Source organism: Pseudomonas sp. CHM02, assembly GCF_000612585.1.
Classification (GTDB): Bacteria; Pseudomonadota; Gammaproteobacteria; order Pseudomonadales; family Pseudomonadaceae; genus Aquipseudomonas.
In genome coordinates this window covers 1-26126 of sequence record NZ_JFCA01000055.1, presented here as the reverse complement: position 1 = coordinate 26126, position 26126 = coordinate 1, and the positions used below count along the sequence as shown (strand labels likewise).

General features: G+C 62.7%; 21 protein-coding genes. 4 read left to right on the top strand and 17 right to left on the bottom strand.

Going from position 1 to position 26126, the window contains the following annotated elements; genetic code table 11:
- Positions 1-41: 41 nt before the first annotated feature.
- The 11 genes from BM70_RS0126075 to iolC all read right to left on the bottom strand — a co-directional run bounded on the left by BM70_RS0126075 (position 42) and on the right by iolC (position 12878).
- Positions 42-1064, bottom strand: coding sequence for an ABC transporter permease (locus BM70_RS0126075; protein WP_016975559.1), 1023 nt, complete (start codon positions 1062-1064; stop codon positions 42-44).
- Between the two features lie 26 nt (positions 1065-1090).
- A complete protein-coding gene (locus BM70_RS0126070) occupies positions 1091-2644 on the bottom strand; it encodes a sugar ABC transporter ATP-binding protein (RefSeq protein WP_025858755.1) in 1554 nt (517 codons plus the stop codon).
- Positions 2645-2709: 65 nt separating this feature from the next.
- Entirely contained in the window at positions 2710-3639 is a 930-nt protein-coding gene (locus tag BM70_RS0126065; protein WP_025858754.1) for a sugar ABC transporter substrate-binding protein, read from the bottom strand.
- Between the two features lie 48 nt (positions 3640-3687).
- On the bottom strand, positions 3688-3864 hold the full coding sequence (locus BM70_RS33410) for a hypothetical protein (RefSeq protein ID WP_177326587.1): 177 nt from the start codon (positions 3862-3864) through the stop codon (positions 3688-3690).
- A 127-nt stretch (positions 3865-3991) separates the two neighbouring features.
- Positions 3992-5020, bottom strand: a complete 1029-nt coding sequence (locus BM70_RS0126060; RefSeq protein WP_025858753.1) for a Gfo/Idh/MocA family oxidoreductase — start codon at positions 5018-5020, stop codon at positions 3992-3994.
- A gap of 150 nt (positions 5021-5170) precedes the next feature.
- The gene (locus BM70_RS0126055; RefSeq protein ID WP_025858752.1) at positions 5171-6181 is read right to left on the bottom strand and encodes a Gfo/Idh/MocA family protein; all 1011 of its coding nucleotides are present in this window, start codon (positions 6179-6181) and stop codon (positions 5171-5173) included.
- 18 nt (positions 6182-6199) lie between these two features.
- Positions 6200-8131 carry a 3D-(3,5/4)-trihydroxycyclohexane-1,2-dione acylhydrolase (decyclizing) gene (gene iolD, locus BM70_RS0126050; RefSeq protein WP_025858751.1) on the bottom strand — a complete coding sequence of 644 codons (1932 nt, stop codon included), beginning with the start codon at positions 8129-8131 and terminating at the stop codon, positions 6200-6202.
- Positions 8132-8280: 149 nt separating this feature from the next.
- A complete protein-coding gene (locus tag BM70_RS0126045; protein ID WP_025858750.1) occupies positions 8281-9102 on the bottom strand; it encodes a TIM barrel protein in 822 nt (273 codons plus the stop codon).
- A gap of 28 nt (positions 9103-9130) precedes the next feature.
- On the bottom strand, positions 9131-9919 hold the full coding sequence (gene iolB, locus BM70_RS0126040) for a 5-deoxy-glucuronate isomerase (protein ID WP_025858749.1): 789 nt from the start codon (positions 9917-9919) through the stop codon (positions 9131-9133).
- Complete coding sequence (gene iolE / locus BM70_RS0126035; protein ID WP_025858748.1) at positions 9916-10809, bottom strand: myo-inosose-2 dehydratase; 894 nt, start codon at positions 10807-10809, stop codon at positions 9916-9918. The genes iolB and iolE overlap by 4 nt, the downstream gene beginning before the upstream one ends.
- Positions 10810-10940: 131 nt before the next feature.
- Entirely contained in the window at positions 10941-12878 is a 1938-nt protein-coding gene (iolC, locus tag BM70_RS0126030) for a 5-dehydro-2-deoxygluconokinase (RefSeq protein ID WP_025858747.1), read from the bottom strand.
- Between the two features lie 285 nt (positions 12879-13163).
- Between iolC and BM70_RS0126025 the strand changes: the two genes are divergently transcribed.
- Positions 13164-14072 carry a MurR/RpiR family transcriptional regulator gene (locus BM70_RS0126025; protein WP_025858746.1) on the top strand — a complete coding sequence of 303 codons (909 nt, stop codon included), beginning with the start codon at positions 13164-13166 and terminating at the stop codon, positions 14070-14072.
- A gap of 203 nt (positions 14073-14275) precedes the next feature.
- Here BM70_RS0126025 and BM70_RS0126020 read toward each other — a convergent pair whose 3' ends face one another.
- The 5 genes from BM70_RS0126020 to BM70_RS31550 all read right to left on the bottom strand — a co-directional run bounded on the left by BM70_RS0126020 (position 14276) and on the right by BM70_RS31550 (position 21591).
- Positions 14276-17386, bottom strand: a complete 3111-nt coding sequence (locus tag BM70_RS0126020) for an efflux RND transporter permease subunit (RefSeq protein ID WP_025858745.1) — start codon at positions 17384-17386, stop codon at positions 14276-14278.
- Positions 17383-18603, bottom strand: a complete 1221-nt coding sequence (locus tag BM70_RS0126015) for an efflux RND transporter periplasmic adaptor subunit (RefSeq protein WP_025858744.1) — start codon at positions 18601-18603, stop codon at positions 17383-17385. The genes BM70_RS0126020 and BM70_RS0126015 overlap by 4 nt, the downstream gene beginning before the upstream one ends.
- Positions 18596-19825, bottom strand: a complete 1230-nt coding sequence (locus tag BM70_RS0126010; RefSeq protein WP_025858743.1) for a TolC family protein — start codon at positions 19823-19825, stop codon at positions 18596-18598. Before BM70_RS0126010 ends, BM70_RS0126015 begins: the two co-directional genes overlap by 8 nt.
- Positions 19826-19921: 96 nt before the next feature.
- Positions 19922-20260, bottom strand: coding sequence for a hypothetical protein (locus BM70_RS0126005; RefSeq protein ID WP_025858742.1), 339 nt, complete (start codon positions 20258-20260; stop codon positions 19922-19924).
- Positions 20261-20286: 26 nt separating this feature from the next.
- The gene (locus BM70_RS31550) at positions 20287-21591 is read right to left on the bottom strand and encodes a PLP-dependent aminotransferase family protein (RefSeq protein ID WP_051556790.1); all 1305 of its coding nucleotides are present in this window, start codon (positions 21589-21591) and stop codon (positions 20287-20289) included.
- Positions 21592-21650: 59 nt separating this feature from the next.
- Between BM70_RS31550 and BM70_RS31545 the strand changes: the two genes are divergently transcribed.
- Complete coding sequence (locus BM70_RS31545) at positions 21651-22529, top strand: MFS transporter (RefSeq protein ID WP_256220945.1); 879 nt, start codon at positions 21651-21653, stop codon at positions 22527-22529.
- A 180-nt stretch (positions 22530-22709) separates the two neighbouring features.
- On the opposite strand, the gene BM70_RS0125990 is transcribed toward BM70_RS31545, so the two are convergent.
- Positions 22710-23615, bottom strand: a complete 906-nt coding sequence (locus tag BM70_RS0125990) for a hypothetical protein (RefSeq protein WP_025858740.1) — start codon at positions 23613-23615, stop codon at positions 22710-22712.
- A gap of 436 nt (positions 23616-24051) precedes the next feature.
- On the opposite strand from BM70_RS0125990, the gene BM70_RS0125985 reads away from it, so the two are divergent.
- Positions 24052-24735 (top strand): response regulator transcription factor, encoded by a 684-nt coding sequence (locus BM70_RS0125985; RefSeq protein ID WP_003219726.1) that lies wholly within the window; start codon positions 24052-24054, stop codon positions 24733-24735.
- Positions 24713-26104 (top strand): HAMP domain-containing sensor histidine kinase, encoded by a 1392-nt coding sequence (locus tag BM70_RS0125980; protein WP_025858739.1) that lies wholly within the window; start codon positions 24713-24715, stop codon positions 26102-26104. Before BM70_RS0125985 ends, BM70_RS0125980 begins: the two co-directional genes overlap by 23 nt.
- Positions 26105-26126 lie beyond the last annotated feature (22 nt).

The window sequence follows — 26126 nt, the reverse complement described above, 5'->3', positions numbered from 1 at the left end:
AGGGGGACATGACGTCCCCCTCATCGAGTCGTTATCGCGCTTCAGCGTTTGAGTTTGCGCTTGTTGCGATACTGGTCGATGACGACCGCCACCACGATGATCAAGCCCTTGATGATGTCCTGGATGTACGCATCCACCCCGACAAAGGTAAACCCGCTGGCCATCACCCCGAGGATCAGCGCGCCGATCACCGTGCCGGTAATGCGCCCTACCCCGCCTGCCAGGCTGGTACCGCCGATCACCGCGGCGGCAATCGCATCCAGCTCATAGGACATGCCCATGCCGGCCTGGCCGGTGGCCGCGCGTGCCGAGGCGACCACGCCCGCCAGGCCCGCGAGCAAGCCGGCGATGCTGTAGACGATGATCAGGTGGCGCTTGACGTTGATGCCCGAGGTGCGCGCCGCCTGCATGTTGCCGCCGATGGCGTAGGTGTACTTGCCGTACTTGGTGTAGCGCAGGGCGATGTGGAAGATCACCGCCACCACCAGGAAGATGATCACCGGCATCGCGCCGTGGCCGATAGCCGTGTAGGAGTCCGAGAGCATGCTCACCGGCTGGCCTTCGGTGTAGTAACGCGCCAGGCCGCGGGCCGAGACCATCATGCCCAGCGTCGCAATGAACGGCGGGATGCCAGTGACGGCGATGATGCTGCCATTGATCGCGCCCGCCAACAGCCCCACGCCAAGCCCCATCGCCACCGGAATCCACACCGGCAAGTCGGTCAGGCTCGGGAACACTGCCCGGGAAAAGTCGGAGGTTTGCGCCAAACTGGCGGCGATCATCGCCGAAAGCGCCAGCACCGAGCCGGAAGAAAGGTCGATACCGGTGGTAATGATCACCTGGGTCACACCGATGGCCAGCAAACCAATGATCGACACCTGCAAGATCATCAGCACCAGGCGCTGGGAGTTCATCAGGAAGCTCTGGTCACGCACGATCCAGCCAAACAATTCAAACACCAGGCCGATACCGATCAGCACCAGGAAGATGCTCAGCTCGGTGGGCATGCGTCGACGACTCTTGGTTGGCACCGTCGCAGGTTTGTTATCCGTTATTGCGTTCATAGCCCATCACCTTTTTATTCTGTACGTCAGTGGACTGCGGTCATCCCGGAGGCCAACTGCATGACTTTTTCCTGGGTCGCATCGCTGCGGTCCAAGGTGCCCATCAATTCGCCTTCGTGCATCACCATGACCCGGTCGCTCATGCCCAGTACTTCGGGCAACTCGGAAGAAATCATGATCACCGCCATGCCTTCGCTGGCCAGGAACGAGATCAAGCGATAGATCTCGGCCTTGGCGCCCACGTCGATGCCCCGCGTGGGTTCATCGAGGATCAGCAGGCGCGGGTTGGTCATCAGCCAGCGTGCGAGCAAGGCCTTCTGCTGGTTGCCGCCGGACAAGGTGTCGATGCATTGCTCAAGGGACGGGGTTTTCACCCGCAGCTTCTTGCACATGTCTTCGCACAGCACACGCAGGGCCTTCTGCTGGATAAAGCCGTTGCCCGAGTAATGCGGCAGCACCGCCATTTCCATGTTTTCCAGGACCGACAGGCACGGGAACAGACCACTGAGCTTGCGGTCCTCGGTGAGCAGGGCAAACCCTTTCTCGATGGCCATGTGCGGGTCGCTGATGCGCACCGCTTTACCGTCCAGTTCAATCTGCCCGCCGTCGCTTGGGGTGATGCCGAAAAGGGTTTCCGCCACGTTGGTGCGGCCCGAGCCCATCAGCCCGGCGATGCCGAGGATCTCGCCGGCATGCAGGTCGAAAGAGACATCCTTGAACACACCGTCCAGGCGCAGGTCGCGGACCGACAGCAGCAGGTCACCGATGGGCGTCTCGCGCACCGGGAACAACTGGCTCAGTTCTCGGCCGACCATCATCGAGATCAGGCTGTCGCTGTTCATGCTGTCGGCGCGTTGCAGGCCGATATAGTGACCGTCGCGGAACACCGCCACTTCATCGGCGATGGCGAACACTTCGTTCATTTTATGCGTGATGTAGACGATGCCTTTGCCCTGGGACTTGAGGTCGGCAATGATCGAAAACAGGTGGGCCACTTCCTTCTCGGTAATGGCCGACGTCGGTTCATCCATGATCAGGATGTCGGAGTCATAGGACACGGCCTTGGCAATCTCGACCATCTGCCGCTCGGCGATGCTCAGGTTGCCCACGTGCTCCTCGGGGTCCAGGTTGATGCGCAGGCGCGCCAGCAATTCTGCCGTGCAGCGGTGCATTTCGCGGTGGTTGACCATGTGCAGGCTGTTGAGCTGCTCACGACCGATCCAGATGTTCTCGGCGATGCTCATATGGGGCATCAGGTTGAGTTCCTGGTGGATCATCGCGATCCCGGCCTTCTGGGCCGCCAGGGGCGTTTCAAACACGATCGGCTTGCCGCGCAGGCGAATTTCCCCGGCGTCAGGCTGGTAGATGCCGGCGATGATTTTCATCAGCGTCGATTTGCCCGCACCGTTCTCGCCCATCAGCGCCAGCACCGTGCCGGGGCGCACCCGCAGTTGCACGTCGGCCAGGGCCACGACGCCAGGAAAGCCTTTGCTGATGTTGACGATTTCCAGCAGGTACGGTTCGTCCAGCGGCAGCGGCTGGGTACCGGTGGGCTGCGAGACAGCGGCGTGAGCGAGCATAGGGAGGTACTCCATCGGCAGAGCGGGCACGACCGCCCTGCCGGCTTATTGTTGTTATGTAAGGGCTACTTGAAGTCTTTGACGTTGTCCGGGGTGATCAGTTGGAACGGGATCACCACGTTCTGCTCGATGGGCTCGTTCTTGGCCATCTTGCGCGCCGTTTCCACCGACTTGTCCGCCTGGCCCTTGGCATCCTGGAAGGCCGACACGGTCATGTCGCCCTTGGTGATCGCGTTCAGGCCGTCCGGCGTGCCGTCGACACCGGCGATCAATACGCCCTTCTTACCCGCCGACTTCAAGGCCATGGCGGCACCGATCGCCATCTCATCGTTATTCGACAGCACCGCCTGGAAGTCGCGGCCCTGGGTCAGCCAGTCGTTGACCAGGGTCATGCCCTTGTCACGCAGCCAGATCCCGGTCTGTTCCTGTTCGACCTTGATGCCCGGGTATTTGGCCAGGACTTCCTTCACGCCCTTGGTACGGTTGGTGGTGGAGTTGTTCGCCAGGTCACCCAGCAGGATCACAATGTTGCCCTTGCCGCCGAGCTTTTCGGCGATGTACTGCATCTGCAGCTTGCCGGCCTCGACATCGTCGGAGGTCACCGCCGCTACGCCTGAGGCCAATGTCGGGCTATCAGGGCGGCGGTTGACGAACACCAGCGGGATTTTCGCCGCCGTGGCGGCCTTGATGATGTTGCCGGTCGAAGCCGTGTCCACCGGGTTGACGATGATGGCGTCGACTTTCTGGCTGATAAAGTTCTCGACCTGGCTCAACTGCTTCACCACATCGGCGCGGGCGTCTTCGAACTGCAGCTGCACGCCATCGCCCTTGGGATAGGACTTGGCTTGCTTGTCCATGTCTTCGCGCAGGTAGGTGAGGAAGGTGTCATCGAAGGCGGACATGCTCACGCCTATCTTGAGATCGGCAGCCGCGGCAACACCGCTGGCGAGCAGCATGGACAAGGCCAGCGCGGTAAAACGGATCGGGGTCTTCATGAACGGTCTGTCTCCACTTTCTTGTTGGTTTTTTGGACGTTGCGTTTATCAGCGCTCAGCAGGCAGCCGGACCACCGGTGCGCCTGGAATGCAGCAGACCAGCGCGCCTTTGTTTTCGACGCACAGCACATTGAGGAAAGAGAAGTAGAACGGCCGGGCGCGGGGCAGACCGCGTGGCGTGTGGGCAGGGCGTAAAACTCGCAGTACAGCGTTGAAGATTTTCATCTGACGGTACCTGGTTGTTTTTGATCTTGTTTTTGTTGAGTCGTGCGGATCGGGTCCGAACGTACTTTATGCAACCTGGAAAAGACTTTATTGGAAAATAATTTCCATATCAACCTGTTTTAGAATTTTATTCTATTTTTGTTGAAACCACCTGCTGGCGCTCGGCGCTCAGGCGTGCGGCGTCCAATATACGGGTGGTTTCCAGCGCGTCATAGGCGTCCACCGGCAACGGCCCCTGCCCTTGCACCGCCGACTGCAACTGTCGATAGAACTGCGTCCAACAGCCCTTCTCCGACGGCACGCGCTCGCGCTCCGAGCCCTGTTCGAACCAGCCCCAGCGTCGGTGTTCCTCGGCGCCCCAATGCTCGCCTTCGGTCTTGGGCGACTTGCCAGCCATCAAGGCTTCTTCCTGGCCGTCCAGGCCTTCGACTGTGTAGCAGCCCGACGTACCACTGACGCGAAAACGCGGCGCCTGGCTGTTCTGCAAGGCATTGCCCCACAGATGAGAGATCACCCCGCTGGCATGGCTCAGGGAGACAAAGAAGCCGTGGTCCACCGTGGGGTGTTCGGCGGTGTAGTGCAGTTGGGCGAATACACGATCTACCGGGCCGAACAGTTGCAGGGCCTGATCGACCAAATGGCTGCCCAGGTCACGCAGCCAGCCGCCACCGCTGGCGTTGCCGACGGCTTGCGGGCTGTAGCGTTCCACGCGCGATTCGAAACGGGTGATGCGACCGAGGGCGCCAGCGTCGATGAGCTTGCGCAGGGTCAGGTAGTCCGAGTCCCAGCGCCGGTTCTGGTAGACGCTGAGCAGTGAGCCCTGGCGTTCAGCCGCGGTGATCAGCGCCTGGGCCTGTTCGGCGTTGGCGGCGAAGGGTTTGTCACTGACCACCGTGACGCCGTGTTCGATGGCTTCCAGCACCAGCGCCGGGCGGCCTTTGAGGGTGGTGGAGATGACCAGCGCGTCGACACCGGCTTCGACGATCTGGCCGATGGAGTCGAAGGCCTTGAGGCCGGGATGATCAGTCGCCAATTGCTGGCGGCGTTCCGGTGAGCGGGTGACCACGCCGACAAAGGTGGCGCCTGGCAGGGTTGCAATCAGCGGCGCATGAAAGAAGCGCCCTCCGTGGCCGTAGCCAACCAATCCGATTCGCATGAGTAGATACCTTCTTGAACTGGAAACCGGATCAACTGTGGGAGCTGGCTTGCCTGCGAAGGCGGTGTGTCAGGCGCTACATTTTTAACCGAAAGACCGCTATCGCAGGCAAGCCAGCTCCCACCTATTTGACCGAGTTTCCTCATTGGTTTAGCCGTAGAAGTGCGGGCGATCCGGCAGGCACACCTTCACAATCTGCTCACTGGTCTGCGCCTCGATACACGCATCCGCCGCCACCGCCGCGGCAAATCCATCCCACGCCGACGGCCCACCGACCTGGCCCGCAAGCACGCTGTCGATAAACGCCTGCAACTCCACGTCATAGGCACCGATAAACCGATCCTTCCAGTCCATAAGAATCGCATTGGACAGCTTCGCCCCGCTGCGCAGTTGTACCTGGGACGGCTCCGGCAGCTTGGCGATACCGGTCTCCCCCACCACTTCGCACTGGATGTCGTAGCCGTATTGGCAGTTCACAAACACTTCCACATCGATGCGCGTGCCCTTGGCGGTTTCCAGCAGCACGATCTGCGGGTCGCGCAGGTGAGCCAGGGCCTTGCTGGATTTGCGCGGGAACACCACTTGTACCGACACGTAGTCATCGTTGAGCAGCCAACGCAACACATCCAGCTCGTGGATCAAGGTGTCGGTGATCGCCATGTCGGTCTTGTAGTGCTCGCCCACCGTGGGGTTGCGGTGCGCGCAGTGCAGCATCAACGGCTCGCCGATCTGGCCGCTGTCGATCACGGCCTTGAGGGCGCGATAACCTTCGTCGTACGGGCGCATGAAGCCGACCTGCACCAGGCGCTTGCCGTAGGCCACTTCGGCGTCGACGATCTTGCGGCAACCCTCGGCCGTGACCGCCAGGGGCTTTTCGCAGAACACCGGTTTGCCGGCGGCGATGGCGGCGAGCACGAACGCTTCGTGACTCGGGCCCCAAGAGGTCACCAGGATCGCTTCCACCTGCGGTGAGTTGATCAACGCATGGCCGTCCGCATACACCTCGGCGTCCAGCTTCAAATCTGCGACAACCTTGGCAGCTTGTTCAAGGTTGATGTCGGTCACCGCCACCACCTGGCTGTTGAGCAACGTCTGGCTGCAACGACGGATATGGTCCCGGCCGATAGCGCCTGTACCGATCACACCTAGCTTCAAAGACATACAAAACTCCTCTTGTTATTAGTACTGCCGGGCCTTGGCCAGGTGTTCATTGAGTTTTTTCGCAGCGGCATTGGTGCGCTCGCTGGTGGACACCTGCGCCACGCCTACCCGCCACCACGACAGGTAGCCGTGGATCATGGTCTTGGGCAGCACCTTGATATCAATCAGCGTCGAAACCGTTTGGGTACGCGCATCCGCCAGCGCCGCCTCGAGTTGCTCCACGGTGCCGACCTTGTAGGTCTTGCAGCCATAGGCGGCCGCGCTCATGGCGAAATCCACCGGCACCAACCCGCCATCGAGCTTGCCGCTCTCGGGGTTGCGGAAGCGGAACTCGGTGCCGAAGCTGTCCATGCCATTGCCGATCTGCAGGTTGTTGATGCAGCCGAAGGCCATGTTGTCGAGCAGCACCACGTTGATCTTGCGCCGCTCCTGGATCGAGGTGGCCAGCTCCGAGTGCAGCATCATGTAGGAGCCGTCACCGACCAGGGCGTAGACCTCCTTGGTCGGTTCAGCGAGTTTCACGCCCAGGGCGGCGTTGATCTCGTAGCCCATGCAGGAATAGCCGTATTCGACGTGGTAGGTGTTGACGCCCTTGCTGCGCCAGGCACGCTGCAGGTCGCCGGGCAGGCTGCCGGCGGCGGCGACGATGATGGCATCGTCGGCCAGGGTCTGATTCAGCACGCCCAGCACCCGGCTCTGGGTCAGGCACGAGCCGGTCAACTCGATGAATTCACGCAGTACCGCACGGTCCAGGCGGTCGTCGACCTCGGGCACAAACCCGTCGCCGGCATATTCCACGTGGTGCACGCGGTCCACTTCGGCGTCCAACTGCGCCTTGGCCTCGGCGACCTGCCCGCCCCAGCCGGAGCGGTAATCGCCGAGGGCATCCGCCAATGCTTCGAGAGCGACCTGCGCATCGGCCAGCACTTGCACGCCGTCGAGCTTCAAGGCATCGCATGGGCTGATATTGAGGTTGAGGAACTTCACCTCAGGGTGCTTGAACAGCGACTTGGACGAGGTGGTGAAGTCGGTGTAGCGCGTGCCGACGCCAATGATCAGGTCGGCCTCGGGCGCCAGCAGGTTCGCTGCCAGGCAACCGGTTTCACCAATCCCACCGACGTTCAGCGGGTGGCTGGAGACCACGGCGCTCTTGCCCGCCTGGGTCTCGGCGAGGGGAATATCAAAGCGTTCGGCAAAGGCTTGCAGCGCGGCATTGGCGCCGGAGTACTTCACGCCGCCACCGCAGATGATCAGCGGCTTGCGCTTGCCCCGGAAGGCGGCCAACGCATCACCGATCATCGCGGTGGTCGCCGGGCGACGCTCGATACGGTGCACGCGCTTGTGCAGGAAATAATCCGGATAGTCCCAGGCCTCGGCCTGCACGTCCTGGGGCAATGCCAGGGTCACGGCGCCGGTCTCGGCCGGGTCGGTCAGCACGCGCATGGCGTGGATGGCGGCGGTCATCAACTGCTCGGGGCGGTTGATGCGGTCCCAGTACTTGCTGACCGAGCGGAAGGCATCGTTGGTGCTGATGCTCAAGTCATGGAACTGCTCGATCTGTTGCAGCACCGGGTCGGGTTGGCGACTGGCGTAGACATCGCCGGGCAACAGCAGCAACGGGATACGGTTGGCCGTGGCCGTCGCCGCAGCAGTCAGCATGTTGGCGGCGCCAGGGCCCACGGAGGCAGTGCACGCGTAGATCTTGCGGCGCAGGTGCTGCTTGGCGAAACCGATCGCCGCGTGGGCCATGCCCTGCTCGTTGCGACCCTGGTGCACCACCAGGTCACCGCTGTCCTGCTCAAGGGCCTGGCCCAGGCCCAGCACATTGCCGTGACCGAAAATCGTGAACACCCCGGCGACAAACTTGCTCTGCACGCCATCGACTTCGATGTATTGGTTATCCAGGAACTTCACCAGGGCCTGGGCCATGGTCAATCGTGTTGTGGTCATGTTCGCACCTTGAATGAATGCAAATCTGTCGATCAATAGCGATCACCTGTGGGAGCGGGCTTGCTCGCGAAGACGGTGTGTCAGTCACTTGATTCATTTACTGATCCACCGCCTTCGCGAGCAAGCCCGCTCCCACAGTTTGTCCGGTGTCAGGTCCGGGATTTCTGCAGGTGGGCAATGCTTGCGCCCAACGCCTGCTGGATGTCGGCCAGGCCGTGCACGCTCTCGGCAAACGGTTCGAACGACAGGTAGCCGCCGTAGCCGGTGCTAAGCAAGGTGTCGATCTGCGCCGCGTTGCCGAGGATGTCACCCTCGCCCACCAGCACGCGGTGGCCGTCGCGAATCGCGTTCAGCGGCGCCTCGGCATCTTCCACGCCGGAGATATGCACCAGGCCAGTCAGTTCCGGGAAGAACTCATGCTCGCTGGCCAGGTGATGGTGGAACGTGTCGTGCACCAGGCGGAACACATCCAGGCCGCCGATGGACTTGATCGCGTCCACCGCCACGCGCTTGCGGCGCAGGGCACATTCTTCAAAACCCAAGGGTTCGATGAAACCGAGAATCCCGTACTCGCGCAGGATCGGCGCCAATTCGCTCAAGGCCGTGCGCAACGCGGCCGCGCGCTGAGCTTCGCTGCGCGTGTCGCCCGGCTCATTGAACGGACACATCACCAGGCCCTGTGCACCGCATTCGCGGGCATAGGTCGCCAGTTTGATCGCCTGGGCCCGGCGCTCGTCGTTCCACATATCAAAGGGGTACAGCGCGTTGATCGACAACACGGTGATGCCCTGCACCGCGCACAGTTCGCGCACGCGGCTGGCCGGGGTACCGAATTCGATCTGCTTGTCGGCCAGGTCGTTGCGAATCTCGATCGCATCGCACTTGAGCGTTGCGGCCAACTGGATGAAATCCGGCAGGGAAAGATTGGGGGCAACCATGCGGTTAAGGGCGAAACGTAGAGGCGACTTCATTGTTGTTGTTCTCCGTCCAAACCGCTGATTAAAGGTCCAGCAGCCAGCTGTGCTGCGGGTCGTTGTGAAAATGCCAGGCGCGCTTGGGGCCGGCCATCACGTTGAGGTAGTAGGACTCGTAGCCATACGGCACGCTGACCGGGTGATACCCCTTGGGCACCACCACCAGGTCGCTGTTTTCCACGGCCATGGCCTGGTCGATGCTGCGGTCGTCGGTGTACACCCGCTGGAACACGAAGCCCTGGGGCGGGTTGATCTGGTGGTAGTAGGTCTCTTCAAGGAAGCTCTGGTGCGGCAGGTCGTCAGTGTCGTGCTTGTGCGGCGGGTAGCTCGACGAATGCCCGGACGGCGTGCGCACCTCCACCACCAGCAGCGAATGGGCGGGCTCGCTGTCGGGCAGGATGTCGCACACGTAGCGGGTGTTGGCGCCTTTGCCACGCACGCTGCGCTTGCAGTTTTCCGGGCGGATCAGGCGTGGCTCGTAGCCTTCTGCCCCAGGTGCAGCGCACACGGCGATCTGCACATCGCTCAAGGCGGTGACCTGGGCATCGGTGCCCGGTGGCAGGTAGGCGGCGAAGGGGGATTTTTCTTCAAACACCGATTGGCGATCCCCAAGGTTCTGCCAGTTGAAGCCTTCGCCCTCGATGTTCACCCGACCGCTGAGCAGCACCAGGCACAGCTCCTGATCACCGGCACTGACCGGCAGGGTCTCGCCCAGGCTCAGGCGATAGGCGGCAAAGCCCACGTACTCCAGGCGCCCGGCTTCCAGGGCAACCATGGTTTTTCCGCGTTTGCTGCTTTTGACCAACAAGCTCATTGTCCGGTCCTCTCATTCAGAAGCGCACGTAAGGTGTCGTAGCCTTTTTTCGCATAGATATAGCTGGGGGCCACGGCCGGGTCCTGCTCGGCCTCCACCACCAGCCAGCCTTTGTACTGGGCAGCCAACAGCACATCGAGCAATTCGGCGAAGTCGATATCACCGTCGCCGGGCACGGTGAAAGTGCCGTTGACGATGCAGTCGGGGAAGCTCCACATCTGGTTACGCGCCAGTTGCACCACCGGTTTGCGCACGTCCTTGAAATGCACGTGGCAGATACGCCCGATATGCTTGCGCAACACGTCGATCGGCTCGCCGCCGCCCATGTAGCAATGGCCGGAGTCGAACAGCAGGCCGACTTCAGGCCCAGTGCGTTGCATCAGTTGGTCGATGTCTTCCGGTGACTCGACGTAGGCGCCCATGTGGTGGTGATACGCCAGGCGCACGCCCTGGGACAGGGTGAAGCGCGCCAGTTCAGTAAGCTTGTCGGCGTAGTCCTGCCAGGCGTGTTCGCTGTGGAAACGCGGACGTTCGATCAGGCGAATGCGCGAGCCCTGGATCGAATCGGCCACTTCGCCGTAGACCAGCACCGTCGCGCCGTTCTGTTTGAGCAACGCGACATGGCCGGCGATGGCCTCGACTTCTTCGGCCACCGAGCGCCGGGCCAGGCGGCTGGAGTACCAGCCGGAGACCAGCGCCAGGTCGTAGGGGCGCAACACATCACCGACGCCCTTGGCGTCCTTGGGGAATTTGCCGTTGAGTTCGAAGCCTTCGTAGCCGATCTCCTTGCCTTCGCTCAGGGCGGTGCTCAGGGGCGTTTCACCGCCCAGGGCCGGCAGGTCGTCGTTGCTCCAGGAGATCGGGTTGATGCCAATTCGGATTGCGGGCATGGCTGCACCTTTTTGTTGTTGTCTGGTTTCATCTTCTGGCTGACACCACCCCCTGTAGGAGCCCGGCTTGCCGGCGATAGCGGTCTTGAAGGCCCCATCGCCGGCAAGCCGGGCTCCTACAGGGGGTGGTGTCAGTCTCTGGCGTGGCGCCAGGCGTTAATGAGCTGTTCGAAGGTGGCCTGGACTTGCTGGATCAGGGTCTCGTCATCGATCTCCCCCGCCATCCACGCGCGGCTTGGTTCCTGGAAGATCGTGCGGCCCACGGCAAAGCCCCGGCAGGTGGTGCTCAGGCGGGCTTGCTGGAAACCGTCGGCGAGAAATTCCGCCGAGGCATTCAGGCCCAACAACACCACGCCACGGCAGTACGGGTCGCGCTCCTGGATCAGTTCGTCGAGCTTCTTCCAGTCCTCGGCCGACTGCGCCTCGATCTTCCACCACGCCGGATAGATGCCCAGGTTGTAAAGGCGCTTGAGACTGCGATACAGCACGTCGGGATAAGTGGACGGGTGATCCTTGGGCGGGATGACTTCCAGCAGCAGTTCATGGCCGCTCACGATGGACGCCTCGTACACCGCCTTGAGCTGCGCCTCCTGCTCCAGGCGCAACAGCGGCTCGTCGTCAGGATGGAATTGCACCAGGCACTTGATGATTTGCTCCTGGGGCCAGGCAATCAGGTTGCTGCCCACCGAACGACCGTGTTCGAACGCCAGCGGTCGCGAGTTCTGCACCTCGACCGGGCGCGCGATCCACCAGCCGCGACCACTGGCGGCGTTGAGCGCGTCCTGGCCAAAACGCTGGTCGGCCAGCAGGCCGACATCGGCTTCTACGCCTTGCTCGGCGAGCTTTTTCTCGACGCGTTCGATGGCCTGGATAAACAGTTGCTTGGCATCGCTGATACGCGCCGGGTCCTGGCCGCCCTTCTGCGCCAGGTCCACCAGTTGCCAGCGGTGGTCGAAGGCAAATACGAACAGCTGCTTCCAGGCTTTGCGCGGCACCGTCACGCGGTGCAGGCGTTGCAGGGTCACGTCCTGGTCCGGGCGGGTAATCGGCACCGGGCTGTTGAACAGGTATTCCAGCTCCGCGGGCGTCGGCATGGCCGGTGCGCAGGCGTGGCGCGAAACGACCAGGCCGCCGCAGGCATTGGCCAACTGGCTGCAGCGTTCATCGCTGGCGTCATTGATCCAACCGCTGAGGAACCCCGACATGAATGCATCGCCGGCGCCCAGCACATTGAGCACTTCCACGCGCACACCAGGGTAGATCGCGCCGTCTTCCAGGTGTGCGGGGATGGCGCCGTGGATCACCGTGCAGCCCTGCGGGCCGAGCTTGACCACCAGGGTCGCCGGGGTCAGCTCACGCACGTTACGCAGCGCGGTGAGCAAATCTTCACTGCCACCGGCGATCAGGAATTCCTCTTCGGTACCGACGATCAGGTCGAAACGCGGCAGGATTTTCTGCACGTGCTGGCTGACATTCTGGTCGGCGACAAACCGGGTTTCGCCATCTGCCTTGCCTGCCAGGCCCCACAGCACCGGGCGGTAGTCGATATCCAGCACGCGCTTGACGTTGTGCTTGGCCGCGTAATCCAGCGCCTGGAGGCTGGCCTTGTACACGCCATCGGTGGAGAAATGCGTGCCGGTGATCAGCAGGGCCTTGCTGGAGGCGATAAAGGCCTCGTTGATGTCTTCGGCGCGCAGGGCCATGTCGGCGCAGTTTTCGCGGTAGAACACCAGCGGGAAGGTTTCGCGGTCCTTGAGACCGAGCAACACCAGGGCGGTGAGGCGTTCCGGGTCGACCTTGATGCCGCTGACGTCGCAGCCTTCACGGGCCAGGGATTCCATTAGGAAACGCCCCATGTGGTCGTCGCCCACCCGGCTCAACATCGCCGACCTGAGCCCGAGCCTCGCGGTGCCGAAGGCGATGTTGGCGGAGGATCCGCCCAGGTACTTGGCAAAGCTGGAAACGTCCTCAAGCCGTGCACCCACTTGCTGTGCATAGAGGTCGACGCCCAGGCGCCCGAGGCAAATCAGATCCAATTGACGCCCATTGGCAAAACGAGTCTGGCCCATGCTGGCTCCTGTTATTTTTATCAGCCTGCGTTGTGCCGCCGTGACGACGGCAAACGCTCTTGGTGGGAGCAGACTAGAACGTCCAGCGACACCAATCAATATTTATTCCAGATATTTTTTCATTGGAATATTTTTTCCATTAAGCTCGTACAGGGGCGCTCCCACCACAGTGCATCGTTTCAGCAGGCCACGCCGGCCGTGATGCCGAGGTATTTTTTTGCGCCTACCCTGTAGACTTGCGCCACCCATCAGCGCAACAGACAAAAAACGCCAGAAGGATTGCCCATGTCCCGCACCGATCCCGAGACCACCCTGGAAGACTCTATCGCCAGCCCTCCGATCAATGCCGAGCGCCTGTTGCAGCTGATCACCGACGAATACGAGAGCCTGCCGCGCCAGCTCAAGCGCATCGCCAGCTACATGAGCCAGCAGAGCGACCGGATCATGGTCGACCGCATCAGTGACATCGCCCGCGAGTGCGAAGTGCACCCGTCGGCCATCGTGCGCTTCTCCCAGCGCTTCGGTTTCAGTGGCTTCAGTGAAATGCAGGCGCTGTTTCGCGAGGCCTACACCCACAAGACCACACCGGTGCAGAACTACCAGCAGCGCATCCGCAGCATGATCGCCAACAAGTCGCAGAAGGCCAGTGGCGGTGACCTAGCGCGCGAGTGCGTGAATGCCACGCTGTCGGGTATCGAGCGCCTGGGGCTGGAGCTGGATGACACGGCCTTCGAAAAAGCCGTGGACCTGGTGGTCAACGCCGACAATATCTACGTAGTCGGCGTACGCCGCTCCTTTGCGGTGGCCGATTACCTGGTCTACAACCTGCAGCACACCAACAAGCGCATCCACTTGGTCTCGGGCCTGGGCGGCAGCTACCGCGAGCAGATGCGCAGCGTGCGCGCCAATGACCTGGTGATTGCGATCAGCTTTACGCCCTACGGCAAAGAGACCCAGCACTGCCTGCGCATTGCCCAGCATCATCAGGCCAAGACCCTGATCATCACCGACAGCAACCTGTCGCCCCTGGCCAAGCGGGCGAACGCGGTGCTGCTGGTAAATGAGGGGTCGTCGTTTGCCTTTCGTTCGTTGAGCGCCACGTTGTGTTTGTGCCAGGCGTTGTTTATTGCGGTGGCGTATCGGTTGGAGTTGAAGGTGGATGAGATTCACGAGCAGGTTGGGTTCGACGACTGAACCTGCTGTGGCACGCACCCTGTAGCTGGCTTACTGTAGTGAGCAGGCTTGCTGTGGTGAGCAAGCTTGCTGTGGTGAGCAGGCTTGCTGTGGTGAGCAGGCTTGCCCTGCGCTGGGCTGCGAAGCAGCCCCTTGGGTCAGCGGCGACCCCGTCGGAGGACAAACCCCACTCACCCCAGCAAGCCCGCTCACACATTTGTTCGTCAGCGTTTGGCTTTGAGGCCGCGCATCAGGTAGTACGCTGCCGGGAGCACGAAAAGGGACAGTAACGGCGCGGTGAGCATGCCGCCGATCATCGGGGCGGCGATGCGGCTCATGACTTCGCTGCCGGTGCCGCCGTCCAGCAGGATCGGCAGCAGGCCGGCGAGGATGACGGCCACCGTCATGGCCTTGGGGCGCACGCGCATGACTGCGCCTTCGGTGATCGCGGCCAGCAAGTTGCCGTCGTTGCGCTCGGCCCAGGCGTTTTTCAGGTACAGCAGCATGATCACGCCGAACTCCGCCGACACACCGGCCAACGCGATAAACCCTACGCCCGTGGCCACCGACAAGTTGAAGCCCATCCCGTAAAGCAGCCACACACCGCCCGTCAACGCGAACGGCAAGGTCGCCAGGATCAGCAGCGCCTCATCCACCCGGCGAAACGTCAGGTACAACAGCACGAAGATGATCAGCAAGGTCGCCGGCACGACCAGTTTGAGGCGTTGATTGGCCCGTTCGAGGAACTCGAACTGCCCCGAATAACTGAGGCTCATGCCCGGTTGCAGCGGTACCTGCTGGTTGATCGCTGCACGCAGGTCGTTCACCACCGAGGCCAGGTCGCGGTCGCGCACGTCGATGTAGACCCAGCCGGAAGGCCGTGCGTTTTCGCTCTTGAGCATCGGCGGGCCGTCGCTCACCTTGACCCTGGCCAGCGTGCCCAGGGTGATCTGGCTGCCTGACGGCGTGTAGATGGGCAAGTTCGCCAAGGCCGTCACCGAGTCGCGCCATTCCTTCGGGTAACGCAGGCTGATCGGGAAGCGCGCCAGGCCTTCCACGGTTTCGCCGATGGTTTCCCCGCCGATGGCACCGGACACGATCGCCTGTACGTCGGTGATGTTCAATCCGTATTGCGCGGCCGCTGCCCGGTCGATATCCACGTCGATGTACCGCCCACCGGTCAAGCGCTCAGCCAAGGCTGAACTGACACCCGGCACGCCCTTGGCGACCTTTTCCACCGCCTGGGTCACCGCGTCGATCTGCATCAGGCTGGTGCCGGCGACCTTTACGCCGACCGGGCTTTTGACACCCGTGGCGAGCATGTCGATGCGGTTGCGGATCGGAGGAATCCAAATATTGGTCAGGCCCGGCACCTGCACCACGCGGTCAAGTTCCTTGACCAGCTTGTCCGGGGTCATGCCGGGGCGCCATTGCTCGCGGGGCTTGAATTGAATCGTGGTCTCGAACATCTCCAGCGGTGCCGGGTCGGTGGCCGTTTCGGCGCGACCGGCCTTGCCGAACACATGGGCGACTTCGGGCACCGTCTTGATCAGGCGGTCGGTGCGTTGCAGCAACTCCCCCGCCGTTTGCGTCGACAAGCCCGGCAGCGCCGACGGCATGTACAGCAGGTCGCCTTCGTCCAGCGGCGGCAGGAATTCCCCGCCCAGTTTCGAGATCGGCCACACCGCGCTCGCGACCACCACCAGCGCTACCAGCAACGTCATGCGCGGCCAACGCAACACGGCCTCCAGTGCCGGTTGGTAGAGCCTGATCAGGCCTCGATTGAGCGGGTTACGCTGCTCGTCGGGTATGCGCCCGCGAATCCAGTAGCCCATCAGCACCGGGATCAAGGTCACCGACAAGCCGGCGGCGGCCGCCATGGCGTAGGTCTTGGTGTAGGCCAGCGGGCCGAACAGTCGGCCTTCCTGGGCCTGCAGGGTAAACACCGGGATGAACGACAAGGTGATAATCAACAGGCAGAAAAACAGCGCCGGCCCGACCTCCACCGCCGCGTCGGTCATGACCTGCCAGTGGTCTTCACCCTTGAGCTCGCGGCCTGGATGAGCGTGATGCCAGGCTTCGATTTTCTTGTGGGCGTTTTCGATCATCACCACTGCTGCATCGACCATTGCGCCGATGGCAATCGCGATGCCGCCCAGGGACATGATATTGGCGTTGACGCCCTGAAAGCGCATGACGGTAAACGCGATCAACACCCCCACCGGCAGCGAGATGATCGCCACCAGCGATGAACGCAAGTGCCAGAGGAAAATCCCGCACACCAGCGCCACCATCAGGAACTCTTCCAGCAATTTATGGCTGAGGTTGTCCACGGCGCGGTCAATGAGTTTGCTGCGGTCGTAGGTGGTGACAATCTCCACGCCGGGCGGCAGGCTGCTTTTCAATTGCTCAAGCCGGGTCTTGACCGCGGCGATGGCTTCCCTTGCGTTCTTGCCACTGCGCAGGATCACCACGCCGCCGACCGCCTCGCCCTCACCGTCGAGTTCACTGGTGCCTCGGCGCAAGTCCGGACCCAGTTGAATGGTTGCCACATCGCCCAGCGTGACCGGCACATTGTTGGCGTCCAGCCGCAGGGGAATGCCACGAAAATCCTGCAACGACTTGAGGTAGCCGGAAGCCCGCACCATGTACTCGGATTCGCCCATGTTCAGCACCGAGCCGCCGGTTTCCTGGTTGGCCTTGCCGATGGCGTCCATCACTTGCGCCTGAGTAATGCCGCGATTGGCCAGGGCCAACGGGTCCAACTGCACCTGATACTGCTTGACCTGGCCGCCGATGGTCGCGACTTCCGCCACGTTGGGCAGGGTCTTGAGTTCGAACTTGAGGAACCAGTCCTGCAAGGCGCGCAACTGCGCCAGGTCGTGCTGGCCGCTGCGGTCCACCAACGCGTACTGGTAGATCCAGCCGACGCCGGTGGCGTCCGGGCCCAACGCCGGCTTGGCCGATGCCGGCAGCCGCGCCTGCAACTGGCTGAGGTATTCCAGCACCCGCGAGCGCGCCCAGTACAGGTCCGTGCCTTCGTCGAACAGCACATACACGTAGCTGTCGCCGAAGAACGAAAACCCACGCACCGTCTTGGCGCCCGGCACCGAGAGCATGGTCGTGGTCATCGGGTAGGTCACCTGGTTCTCCACAATCTGCGGCGCCTGGCCCGGATACGGCGTGCGGATGATCACCTGCACATCCGAGAGGTCCGGCAGTGCATCGACCGGCGTGTTCTGCACCGCCCACACCCCCCAGGCGGTGACAAACAGCGTGGCGAGCAAGACCAGGAAGCGGTTGGCCACCGACCAGCGAATCAACAGGGCGATCATGGCTGGGCTCCCGGTTGCATGCTCATTTCAGAAGGGCCGGAGGATGGCGCGGAAATGCCGCGCAGACTTGCTTCGGAATCCAGCAGGAATTGACCGGAGGCGACCACCTGCTGGCCTTCCTGCAGACCACTGCGGATGACAGTCTGGTCCTGGCTTTCGGCGCCGGCCTCCACTTCCACCGGACGGAAATGCCCGCCCTCCTCGGCCAGCATCACCACCACACGCTTGCCGGTGCGGATCAACGCTTCGCTGGGCACCTGCAATACAGATTGCGGACTGGTTTGCGCCAGACGCACCTGGGCGGTCATGCCTGCACGCAACATGCCGTCAGGGTTGGGCAGTTCAACGCGGACCTGAACGGTACGGCTGTCGGCGGCAATGGCCGGCAGGATCGCACTGAGCGTGCCCTTGAACGTCTGGCCCGGCATCCCCGCAAAGCGGCTTTCCACGGCCTGTCCCACCGCCAGTGTCCCGCTCTGGGCCTGCGGCACGGCGACCTGCAGCCACAGCCGGTCCAGGCCGTTGATCCGCGCCAGGGTCTGCCCCGCCGCAACCGTCATGCCTTCGCGTACCTCCAGGGACTGCACCACACCGCTCATTGGACTGGTGACGGTCACCACCGATTGCACACGCCCGCTTCGCTCCATTTGGGCGATCAACCCAGCAGGCATTCCGCTGAGGCGCAGGCGCTGACGAGCAGCCGCCAACAAGCTGGCATCGGCGCTACCGCGCAGGGCCAGGAACTCCTCCTGAGTCGCCGCCCATTCCGGTATCAACAGGTCGACCAAGGGCGCACCGGCCTTGAGCACATCGCCGGGTGCCCGGTCATAAACGCGCTCGACGAAACCATCCGCACGCGCCTGCACCACGGCAACATCACGGTCGTTGAAGGCAAGCATGCCGGACACCTCCAGCGTGGAGGCCAACACGCCACGGGTGACCGTCGCCAGGCGCACGCCGAGGTTCTGGGACACACGCGGGTCGATCTGCACGGCGGCATTGTCCGCAGCGCTGTCGGCATAGCGCGGCACCAACTGCATGTCCATGAAGGGCGACTTGCCGGGCTTGTCGAACTTCTGCTGCGGGTACATCGGGTCGTACCAGTACAGCGCCGGCTTTTCGGCCGTGGCCGCAACGTTCACCGGCGTGTGCGCCAGCCAATAACCGGCGCCAGCACCCGCGCCCAACAGCACCACCGCGAGTAGTCGATTAATCATGGCCGGGCTCTCCGTAGGCGAAATACAGCTGCGCGCCGACCAGGGCACGCTGCTCGATGGCATCGATCTGTTTGAAGCGGGCTTCGACCAGCTCACGCCGGGCGCTGACCACGTTGAGCAGGTCACTTTTGCCCGCCCGATAACCGGCCAGGCTCAGCGCGACTTTTTCTTCCGCCAGCGGCACCAGGCTGTCCTGGCTGCGCTGTACGGCGCGGTCCAGGCGCTGGTATTGCGCCAGGTCGTCATCCAGTTGCTGGGTATGCTCACGGACGGTCGCTTCGCGCTCGGCCTCCAGTTGATCCAGCTCGGCCTGCTTGGCGGCGATGCCGGGGTTTTGTCGGCGGCCGGGGAAGATCGGCAGGTCGAAACTCAACTGCAGACTGACCATGTCGCCGTACTCACGACCACGGTGCTGGTAGTCCACCTCCCAGCTCCAGTCCGAGGTCTTTTGCGCACGGGCTTCACGCAACCGCGCCTCGGCCTCGCGGGTGCGCGGCGCGAAGGCTTGCAGCTCGGGGTGTTGATGCAGGTTGTAATGGCCTTCAACAGGCCAGTTGGGTAACTGGCCGCTGGGCGCTTCACTCGCGGCCGGGCCGATCCAGCGCTTGAGCGCCGCGCGGGCCTGGGCGCGCTGCTGGGTCAGTTCGTCTTCGCGCCCGGCCAGGTCTGCCGCTTCCTGTTTGGGAATGACCGCATCCGAGGGCTGGCCGCGACCACCGGCCAACTGTGCGCGCACACTGTCCTGCAGCAGGCGGTTCTGCTGGTAGAAGTCCTTGAACAAGGCTTCCTTGCGCTCCACCGCATACGCACGAATCCAGGCCTGGGCAGTGGCCTGGCGCACGTTCAGGCGTTCGATGCGTCCCTCGGCCGCGGTACGTTCTACCGTCGCGTCCGCCAACTCGACACGGGCCTTGCGCTTGTCGCGGCTGGGCACCTGCTGCTGGATGCCGACCATTTGCTCGGTCATGTCATCGCCATACAACGTGCCGCGATTGGGCCCGCCAATGGGAAAATTCTGCAGGCCCACCACCAGCTTGGGGTCGGGCAATTCACCCGCCGGGATCGCCGCCTGGGTCGCGGCCTGCAGCCTGGCCGACTCAGCCGCGAGCGACGGTGCGTTGTTTTGCGCCAGGCGCAGGGCGTCGTCCAGGGTCAGCGCACTCGCCAACGCCGGCCACGCCAGCACGCCCACCACCAGGGTGCGCATGTAAAGGGCATTCATGTTGAAGGTTCCTGTTCCGTTGCGCTGTGCCGCGCTTTAGGCGGCCCACAGCAAAGCCATCCCGCACAGGGGATGTGTCTTCAGGTGCAACAGGTATCAGGAACGGGGTGGGCGCCAGACGCCGGACGGCGTGCGGTCGGGGATGAAATCCGAAGAGCTGCCAACGAGCAGCGGATGAGCGAGGGTCGACGGCGCCTTGAGCACCGGCAGGGAGAGCTGCAGCAGGCTACCGGTCTTGCACTCCTGGCCGGGCTTGCAGGCCTTGCCATGCTCGACGCTGTCCTGGCAGCAGTCGGGGGACATGTCAGTCATCATCTGCATGTCCGACATCTTCATCGGGCACGGCTCGGTGCTCGACGGCACGCCCGCCATCCCGGCCAGGGGAAGCGTGAGGCTCAGCAGCATGACGAGGATGACACGTAGAAGGCGGCTCATGGGGCGCGAGTCTAGCCAAGCGCGGGTTAAGCCGCCATTAACAATTGCGCCAGCGTGCGGCCGTGATAACGGATCTGTGCCAGAGTCAACGCGGTGTAACCGATGATCACTGCCGGTGGCAGCGTCACGTCGTGACAGAACTTGCCCAGCGGCTGCAGGGTCAAGCCGGCTTCAGCCGCGCGGGCACAGAAGTCGCCCTCTTCCACACCTGCCGGCAGCCACAGCACAAAATGCAGCCCGGCCTGCTGGCCGCTGACCGCGCAGTGTCCACCCAGGCACTCCAGTAACGTATCGCGCCGGGCCTGGTACGCCTGGCGCGAGGCGCGCAAGTGACGCACAAAGGCGCCACTGCGCAAGAACTCCACCAGCCCCAATTGATCACTGGCGCCCACCGAATGCCCAGTGAGTTGCAAGGTACGCAGCAACGACCGTCGCAACACCTTGGGCACCACCATGAAGCCCACGCGCAAACCGGGAAACAGGTTCTTGTTGAAGCTGCCGCAATAGATCACGCGGTCGCCCGAATCCAGGGATTTGAGCGCGGCCAGCGGCGCAGTGTTGTAGTTGTATTCGCTGTCGTAATCGTCTTCGACCACCCAGGCATCGGCGCGGGCCGCCCAATCCAGCAGCGCCAGGCGCCGGGACACCGACAGGGTCATGCCCAGCGGTGCCTGGTGGGCCGGCGTGACATAGGCCAGGCGTGCGATCTCGGGGAGTTGGGCGGTGTCCAGTCCTTCGGACGTGACGGGAATGCCTTGGACCTGCGCGCCTGCCAACGCGAACAAACGACGCGCCGGCAGATAGCCGGGATCTTCGACACACGCCGTGTCGCCCGGTTGCAGCACACTGCGCGCAATCAGGTCGAGGGCATGGCGAATACCGATGGTGACGATCACTTCATCGGCCTCGCACTGCATGCCGCGATAGCTGCGCAGGTAGTCGGCGATCTGCACGCGCAACGCCGGCAGGCCAGCCGGGTGTGCCGCTTCCAGTACGCCCGGCGCTACGCTCGATAACCCACGGGAAATACAGCGGGCCCAGGTCTTGAGATCAAACAGGCCGGCATCCGGGCGGCGTGCGACGAAGGGCACATGGCTCTGCACACCGGCATCCAGTTGATCGGGTTCCACTGGGCGCCGTGGCGTCTCCCTGGCCAACGGTACCGCAATGAACTGTTCGGGGATCACCGCGCATACCCGCGTGCCGGAGCCAGCCACGCGTTGCACATAGCCTTCGCTCTGCAGCCGGTCGAACACCGCTTCCAGCGTGCCACGGGACACCCACCAGCGCTCGGCCAGGCTGCGCGTGGACGGCAAGCGGCTGCCTGCCATGGCCGACTACTTCCAGACCCGCGACAGCCAACTGCAACTGACGCTGACGCTGTACGCCCTTGGCTCGGAGATTTCGCTGTTGGTCAGCGGCCCGCTCACCGACCGTTTCGGCCGTCGCCCGCCTGTTCCAGGCATTGGGCGGTTGCTGCACCACCGTGATCGGCCGCGTGATCGTGCGCGACTACTTCGACCGCGACGCACAGGCACGCTTGCTGGGCCTGATCTCCATGGCCATGGCCGTGTCGCCCATGGCCGCGCCGGTACTGGGCAGCCTGATGCTGCCCTTCATCAACTGGCGCGGGCTGTTCGTGCTGCTGGGGGTGATCGGGGCTGTGCTGTGCCTGGTGGTGTATCGCCGCCTGCCCGAAACCCGCCCGGCGGACGTCGCCGCCGCCCCGCCACGGGGACTGCTGCGCCTCTACGGCCAGTTGCTGCGCGATCGTTACTTCCTGCGCTACTCCCTGGCGATCGGTTGCGTGTACAGCACCTACTTTCCGTTTATCAGTGAGTCATCGGCATTGCTGCAACGGGGGTTTGGCCTGTCTGCGACAGCTTACGCACTGATATTTGCCGCGACGATCAGTGGCTACATGATGGGGGCGAATCTGTTTCGGCGGCGGGTGCGGCATGTTGAGCCAGACCGTTTGATCGTCGCCGGCATAGGCCTGAATGTGCTGGGCAGTGGAATTCTCGCGTCGGCGACCGTTGCGCTGCCGGGAGAATGGCTGGCGATCGTGCTGCCGATGGTGCTGATCATGGTGTCGGTGGGGATGGTGATTCCGGCCTGTCAGCTGTCGGTGCTGCAGCCCTATGGTGCAATCGCGGGAACAGCATCGGGGCTGTTCTTCTTCACCCAGATGTTCCTGACGGCGGTGAGCAGTTGGGCGACCGGATTGTTGTCCGATGGCACGTCTGCTCCGTTGGTGATCATGACATAGGTCGCGAGTGTGTTACTGGTGACAAGCTGGCTGGCCTTGCAGCAAAAAGCCGCGCCTGTTGCTCAGGCGCGGCTCGGATGAAACGGCAATCAGTGCATGAAGATCGCGATCAGGATGATCACCGGAATAGGCACACCGAGGAACCAGAGCAGTAATGAGCGCATGATGTTCTCCTAATAGTTAACGTACGAAGTGTTCGGTTTCGACATACACCACGGCATCGCGACGGCGACCGCCAAAGGTGGCTGCGAAGCTGGCGAAGAATGCGCCGATCAACAGGGCAACGAAGGTCCACAGCGAGGTATACGCAGCGACTTTGGCAGCAGTATCGGCGGCTTGTTTGGCTTTGAGCTTGGCGTCTTCCACTGCCTTGCGGGCATCGCCATAGACCTTGCCGATGCGCGCTTCGGCATCCGCCTGGCTGAGGTTGGTGCGTTGGCTGATCAACTGGGCCAGGTAGGCACGGTCTTCAGGGGCCAACTGGCCGTCATTGCTCAGGGTGCGGGTGAAGATGCGGGCAACCACGCCATGGGCGGCGTCATCGCTGACGGCTACCGGGCGGTCGTCGCGGAACAGGCTATCGACGTAGTAGTCGAAGTCGCCGCCGTTGACACCTTTGGCTGCACTACCGGCGGCTTGCGTGATACCGCTGGCCGCGCCGGCTGCCACACTGGCGCCGGCTTTGACGCCACCGCTCACGACACTGCTGACCGAACCCACCACCAGCACCGCAGTGATCAACGTAGCCACGGCCCAGGCCAGGAAACCATGGGCAGTGTCGCGGAAGTACACCTCATCACCGTGCATATTGGCCCACTTCACGCGCAACCGGCCGGCGATATAACCGCCCAACCCGGAGGCGACGATCTGCGTGAACGCCAGCCAGACAATCGTGGAAATGCCAAGCCCCTTGGCACTGATGCCACTGTCAGCCCACGGCGACACCGCCGAAAAGCCCAGGCCGAAACCCAGCAGCACCAGGATCAGCGACAACGCAGCCGCGGCGGCAGCCCCGGCAAAAATCGCCCCCCAGGAAACTCCGGAGAGCGTGCTCGACTCTTGCAGCGTGGATGAGGATGTAATCATTGTTGTTTTGCTCCAGGCAGAAAAATGGTGTTACAAGTCTCAAAACAGACAGTGCAGGCACCATGCCAGTCGGCGCAAAATTTAAAATTATTATATTTCAACAACTTAAGTAGATTGAACTAACCCAAACCATGCAACTTGCAAGAAGTCACCGCAAAAGGCGGGCGTAATGCAATCTCACACCAGCCAACAACCTGCAGGAACCGGCTTGCCGGCGATAGCGCCATTCCAACCGACCAGACAGTTGACCGATACACCGCGATCGCCGGCAAGCCGTCTCCTACGGTGACCTGTGCCAATGAATGAAATCTGTGTCAGTTTTGCCAACATGAAGTTTTATTTAGGAAGCGTTCAGCCATTTCTTGGCAAAATGCCCGTACTTCTGTAGGAGCCGGCTTGCCGGCACTTACGGTCTTCCAGTGTGAAAGGTAATCCCATGACCCGTATTTTGACCATCGAGGATGACGCCGTAACGGCTCGCGAGATCGTCGCCGAGCTGAGTAGCCATGGACTGGATGTAGATTGGGTAGACAACGGCCGCGAAGGCCTGGTCCGCGCCGTGAGCGGAGACTACGACCTGATCACCCTCGACCGCATGCTGCCGGAACTCGATGGCCTGGCCATCGTCACGACGCTGCGCACCATCGGCGTATCGACGCCGATCCTGATGATCAGCGCCCTCTCCGACGTCGACGAACGCGTGCGCGGCCTGCGCGCCGGGGGGGATGACTACCTCACCAAACCGTTCGCCTCGGATGAAATGGCCGCCCGCGTCGAAGTCCTGTTGCGGCGCAAAAGCACGGTCAAGGAATTTGAAACCGCCCTGCGCGTCGCCGACCTGGAACTGAACCTGATCAGCCGCGAAGCCAGCCGCGCCGAACAGCCGCTGAGCCTGTTGCCCACCGAATACAAATTGCTCGAGTTCCTGATGCGCAACACCGGGCAGATCCTGTCGCGGATGATGATCTTCGAGGAAGTCTGGGGTTATCACTTCGACCCGGGCACCAACCTGATCGACGTGCACATCGGCCGTCTGCGCAAGAAGATCGACCCACCGGGCCTCACGCCGCTGATCCGCACGGTACGAGGTTCCGGTTATGTCATTGCTGAACCCCTCTAAGGGCTGGCGCTCCTCCAGCAGCCGCTTGCTGGCGCTGTACAGTTCGTTGTTCGTGGCCTGGAGCTGCATCCTCATGGGGGTGCTGTATTACGAGGTGTCCGGTTACCTGGGCGATCTGTCGCGCCATTCCCTGATGCAGCGCCAGCACCTGTTCCAGCGCTTCGACGGTGAAGAACTGGTGGAAGCCTTGACCACCAGCATGACCTTCGACATGAAGGGCGTGGACGCCTACGGCCTGTTCGATGAGCAGTTCCGTCCTCTCAGTGGACCGATCCGCGCGATCCCGCCCGACCTGCCCTTGGACGGCAAGATCCACGCCCTGGCCAACTGTGTCGAATCCAACGACCCCAAACTGCCCAAGGACAGCTGCGACGCCGTGGCCACCCACACCGACGACGGCCGCTGGCTGGTGCTGGTGCGCGCCAACGGTTCGTTGTTCGGCGTGACCCGCATCATCTGGCACGCGCTGCTCTGGGCGCTGTCCCTGACGATTATCCCCGGCGTCGCCGGCTGGCACTTGCTGCGCCGCCGTCCGCTGCGGCGCATCCGTGGGATCCAGGCCAGCGCCGAAGCCATCGTCGCCGGCGACCTCACCCACCGCCTGCCGCTGTCCAATCGGCGTGACGAACTGGACATGCTCGCCGCCATCGTCAACGCCATGCTCGACCGCATCGAGAAGCTGATGAACGAGGTCAAGGGCGTGTGCGACAACATCGCCCACGACCTGCGCACCCCGCTCACTCGCCTGCGTGCGCAGTTGTACCGCATCAAGCAGGAAGCCGAGGCAGAGTCGGACTACGCGGTCAAGCTGGACGACGCAATTGCCGAAACCGACACCCTGATGGCGCGCTTTCGCGGGCTGTTGCGTATCTCGGAACTGGAAGACCACCAGCGTCGCTCCGGCTTCCTGGTGATGGACCCGCTGCCGCTGTTGCGCGAACTGCACGACTTCTACCTGCCCCTGGCGGAAGAAGGCGAACTGCAACTGCGGCTCGAAACCCCGGAGTCCCTGCCGTGGATCACCGGCGACCGCGCCCTGCTGTTCGAAGCCCTGGCCAACCTGCTGAGCAACTCGATCAAGTTCTCCCCACCAGGCGGCGAAGTGATTCTGCGCGGGGTCAACGACGCCGGCAGCACGCGCATCGAAGTGCACGATTCCGGGCCGGGCATACCGGCGGAGGAACGTGACGCGGTGTTCCAACGCTTCTACCGCGTGGATGAGAGCGACCAGCAAGGCGGGTTTGGATTGGGTTTGTCGATTGTGGCGGCGATCATCAACTTGCACGGGTTCAAGCTGGAAGTGGGTACCAGTGAACAAGGCGGCGCCAGATTAGTCCTGGAATGCCGCCAGCAGCTCATGCCCGAATAACACAAGCGCCTCAAAACCCTGT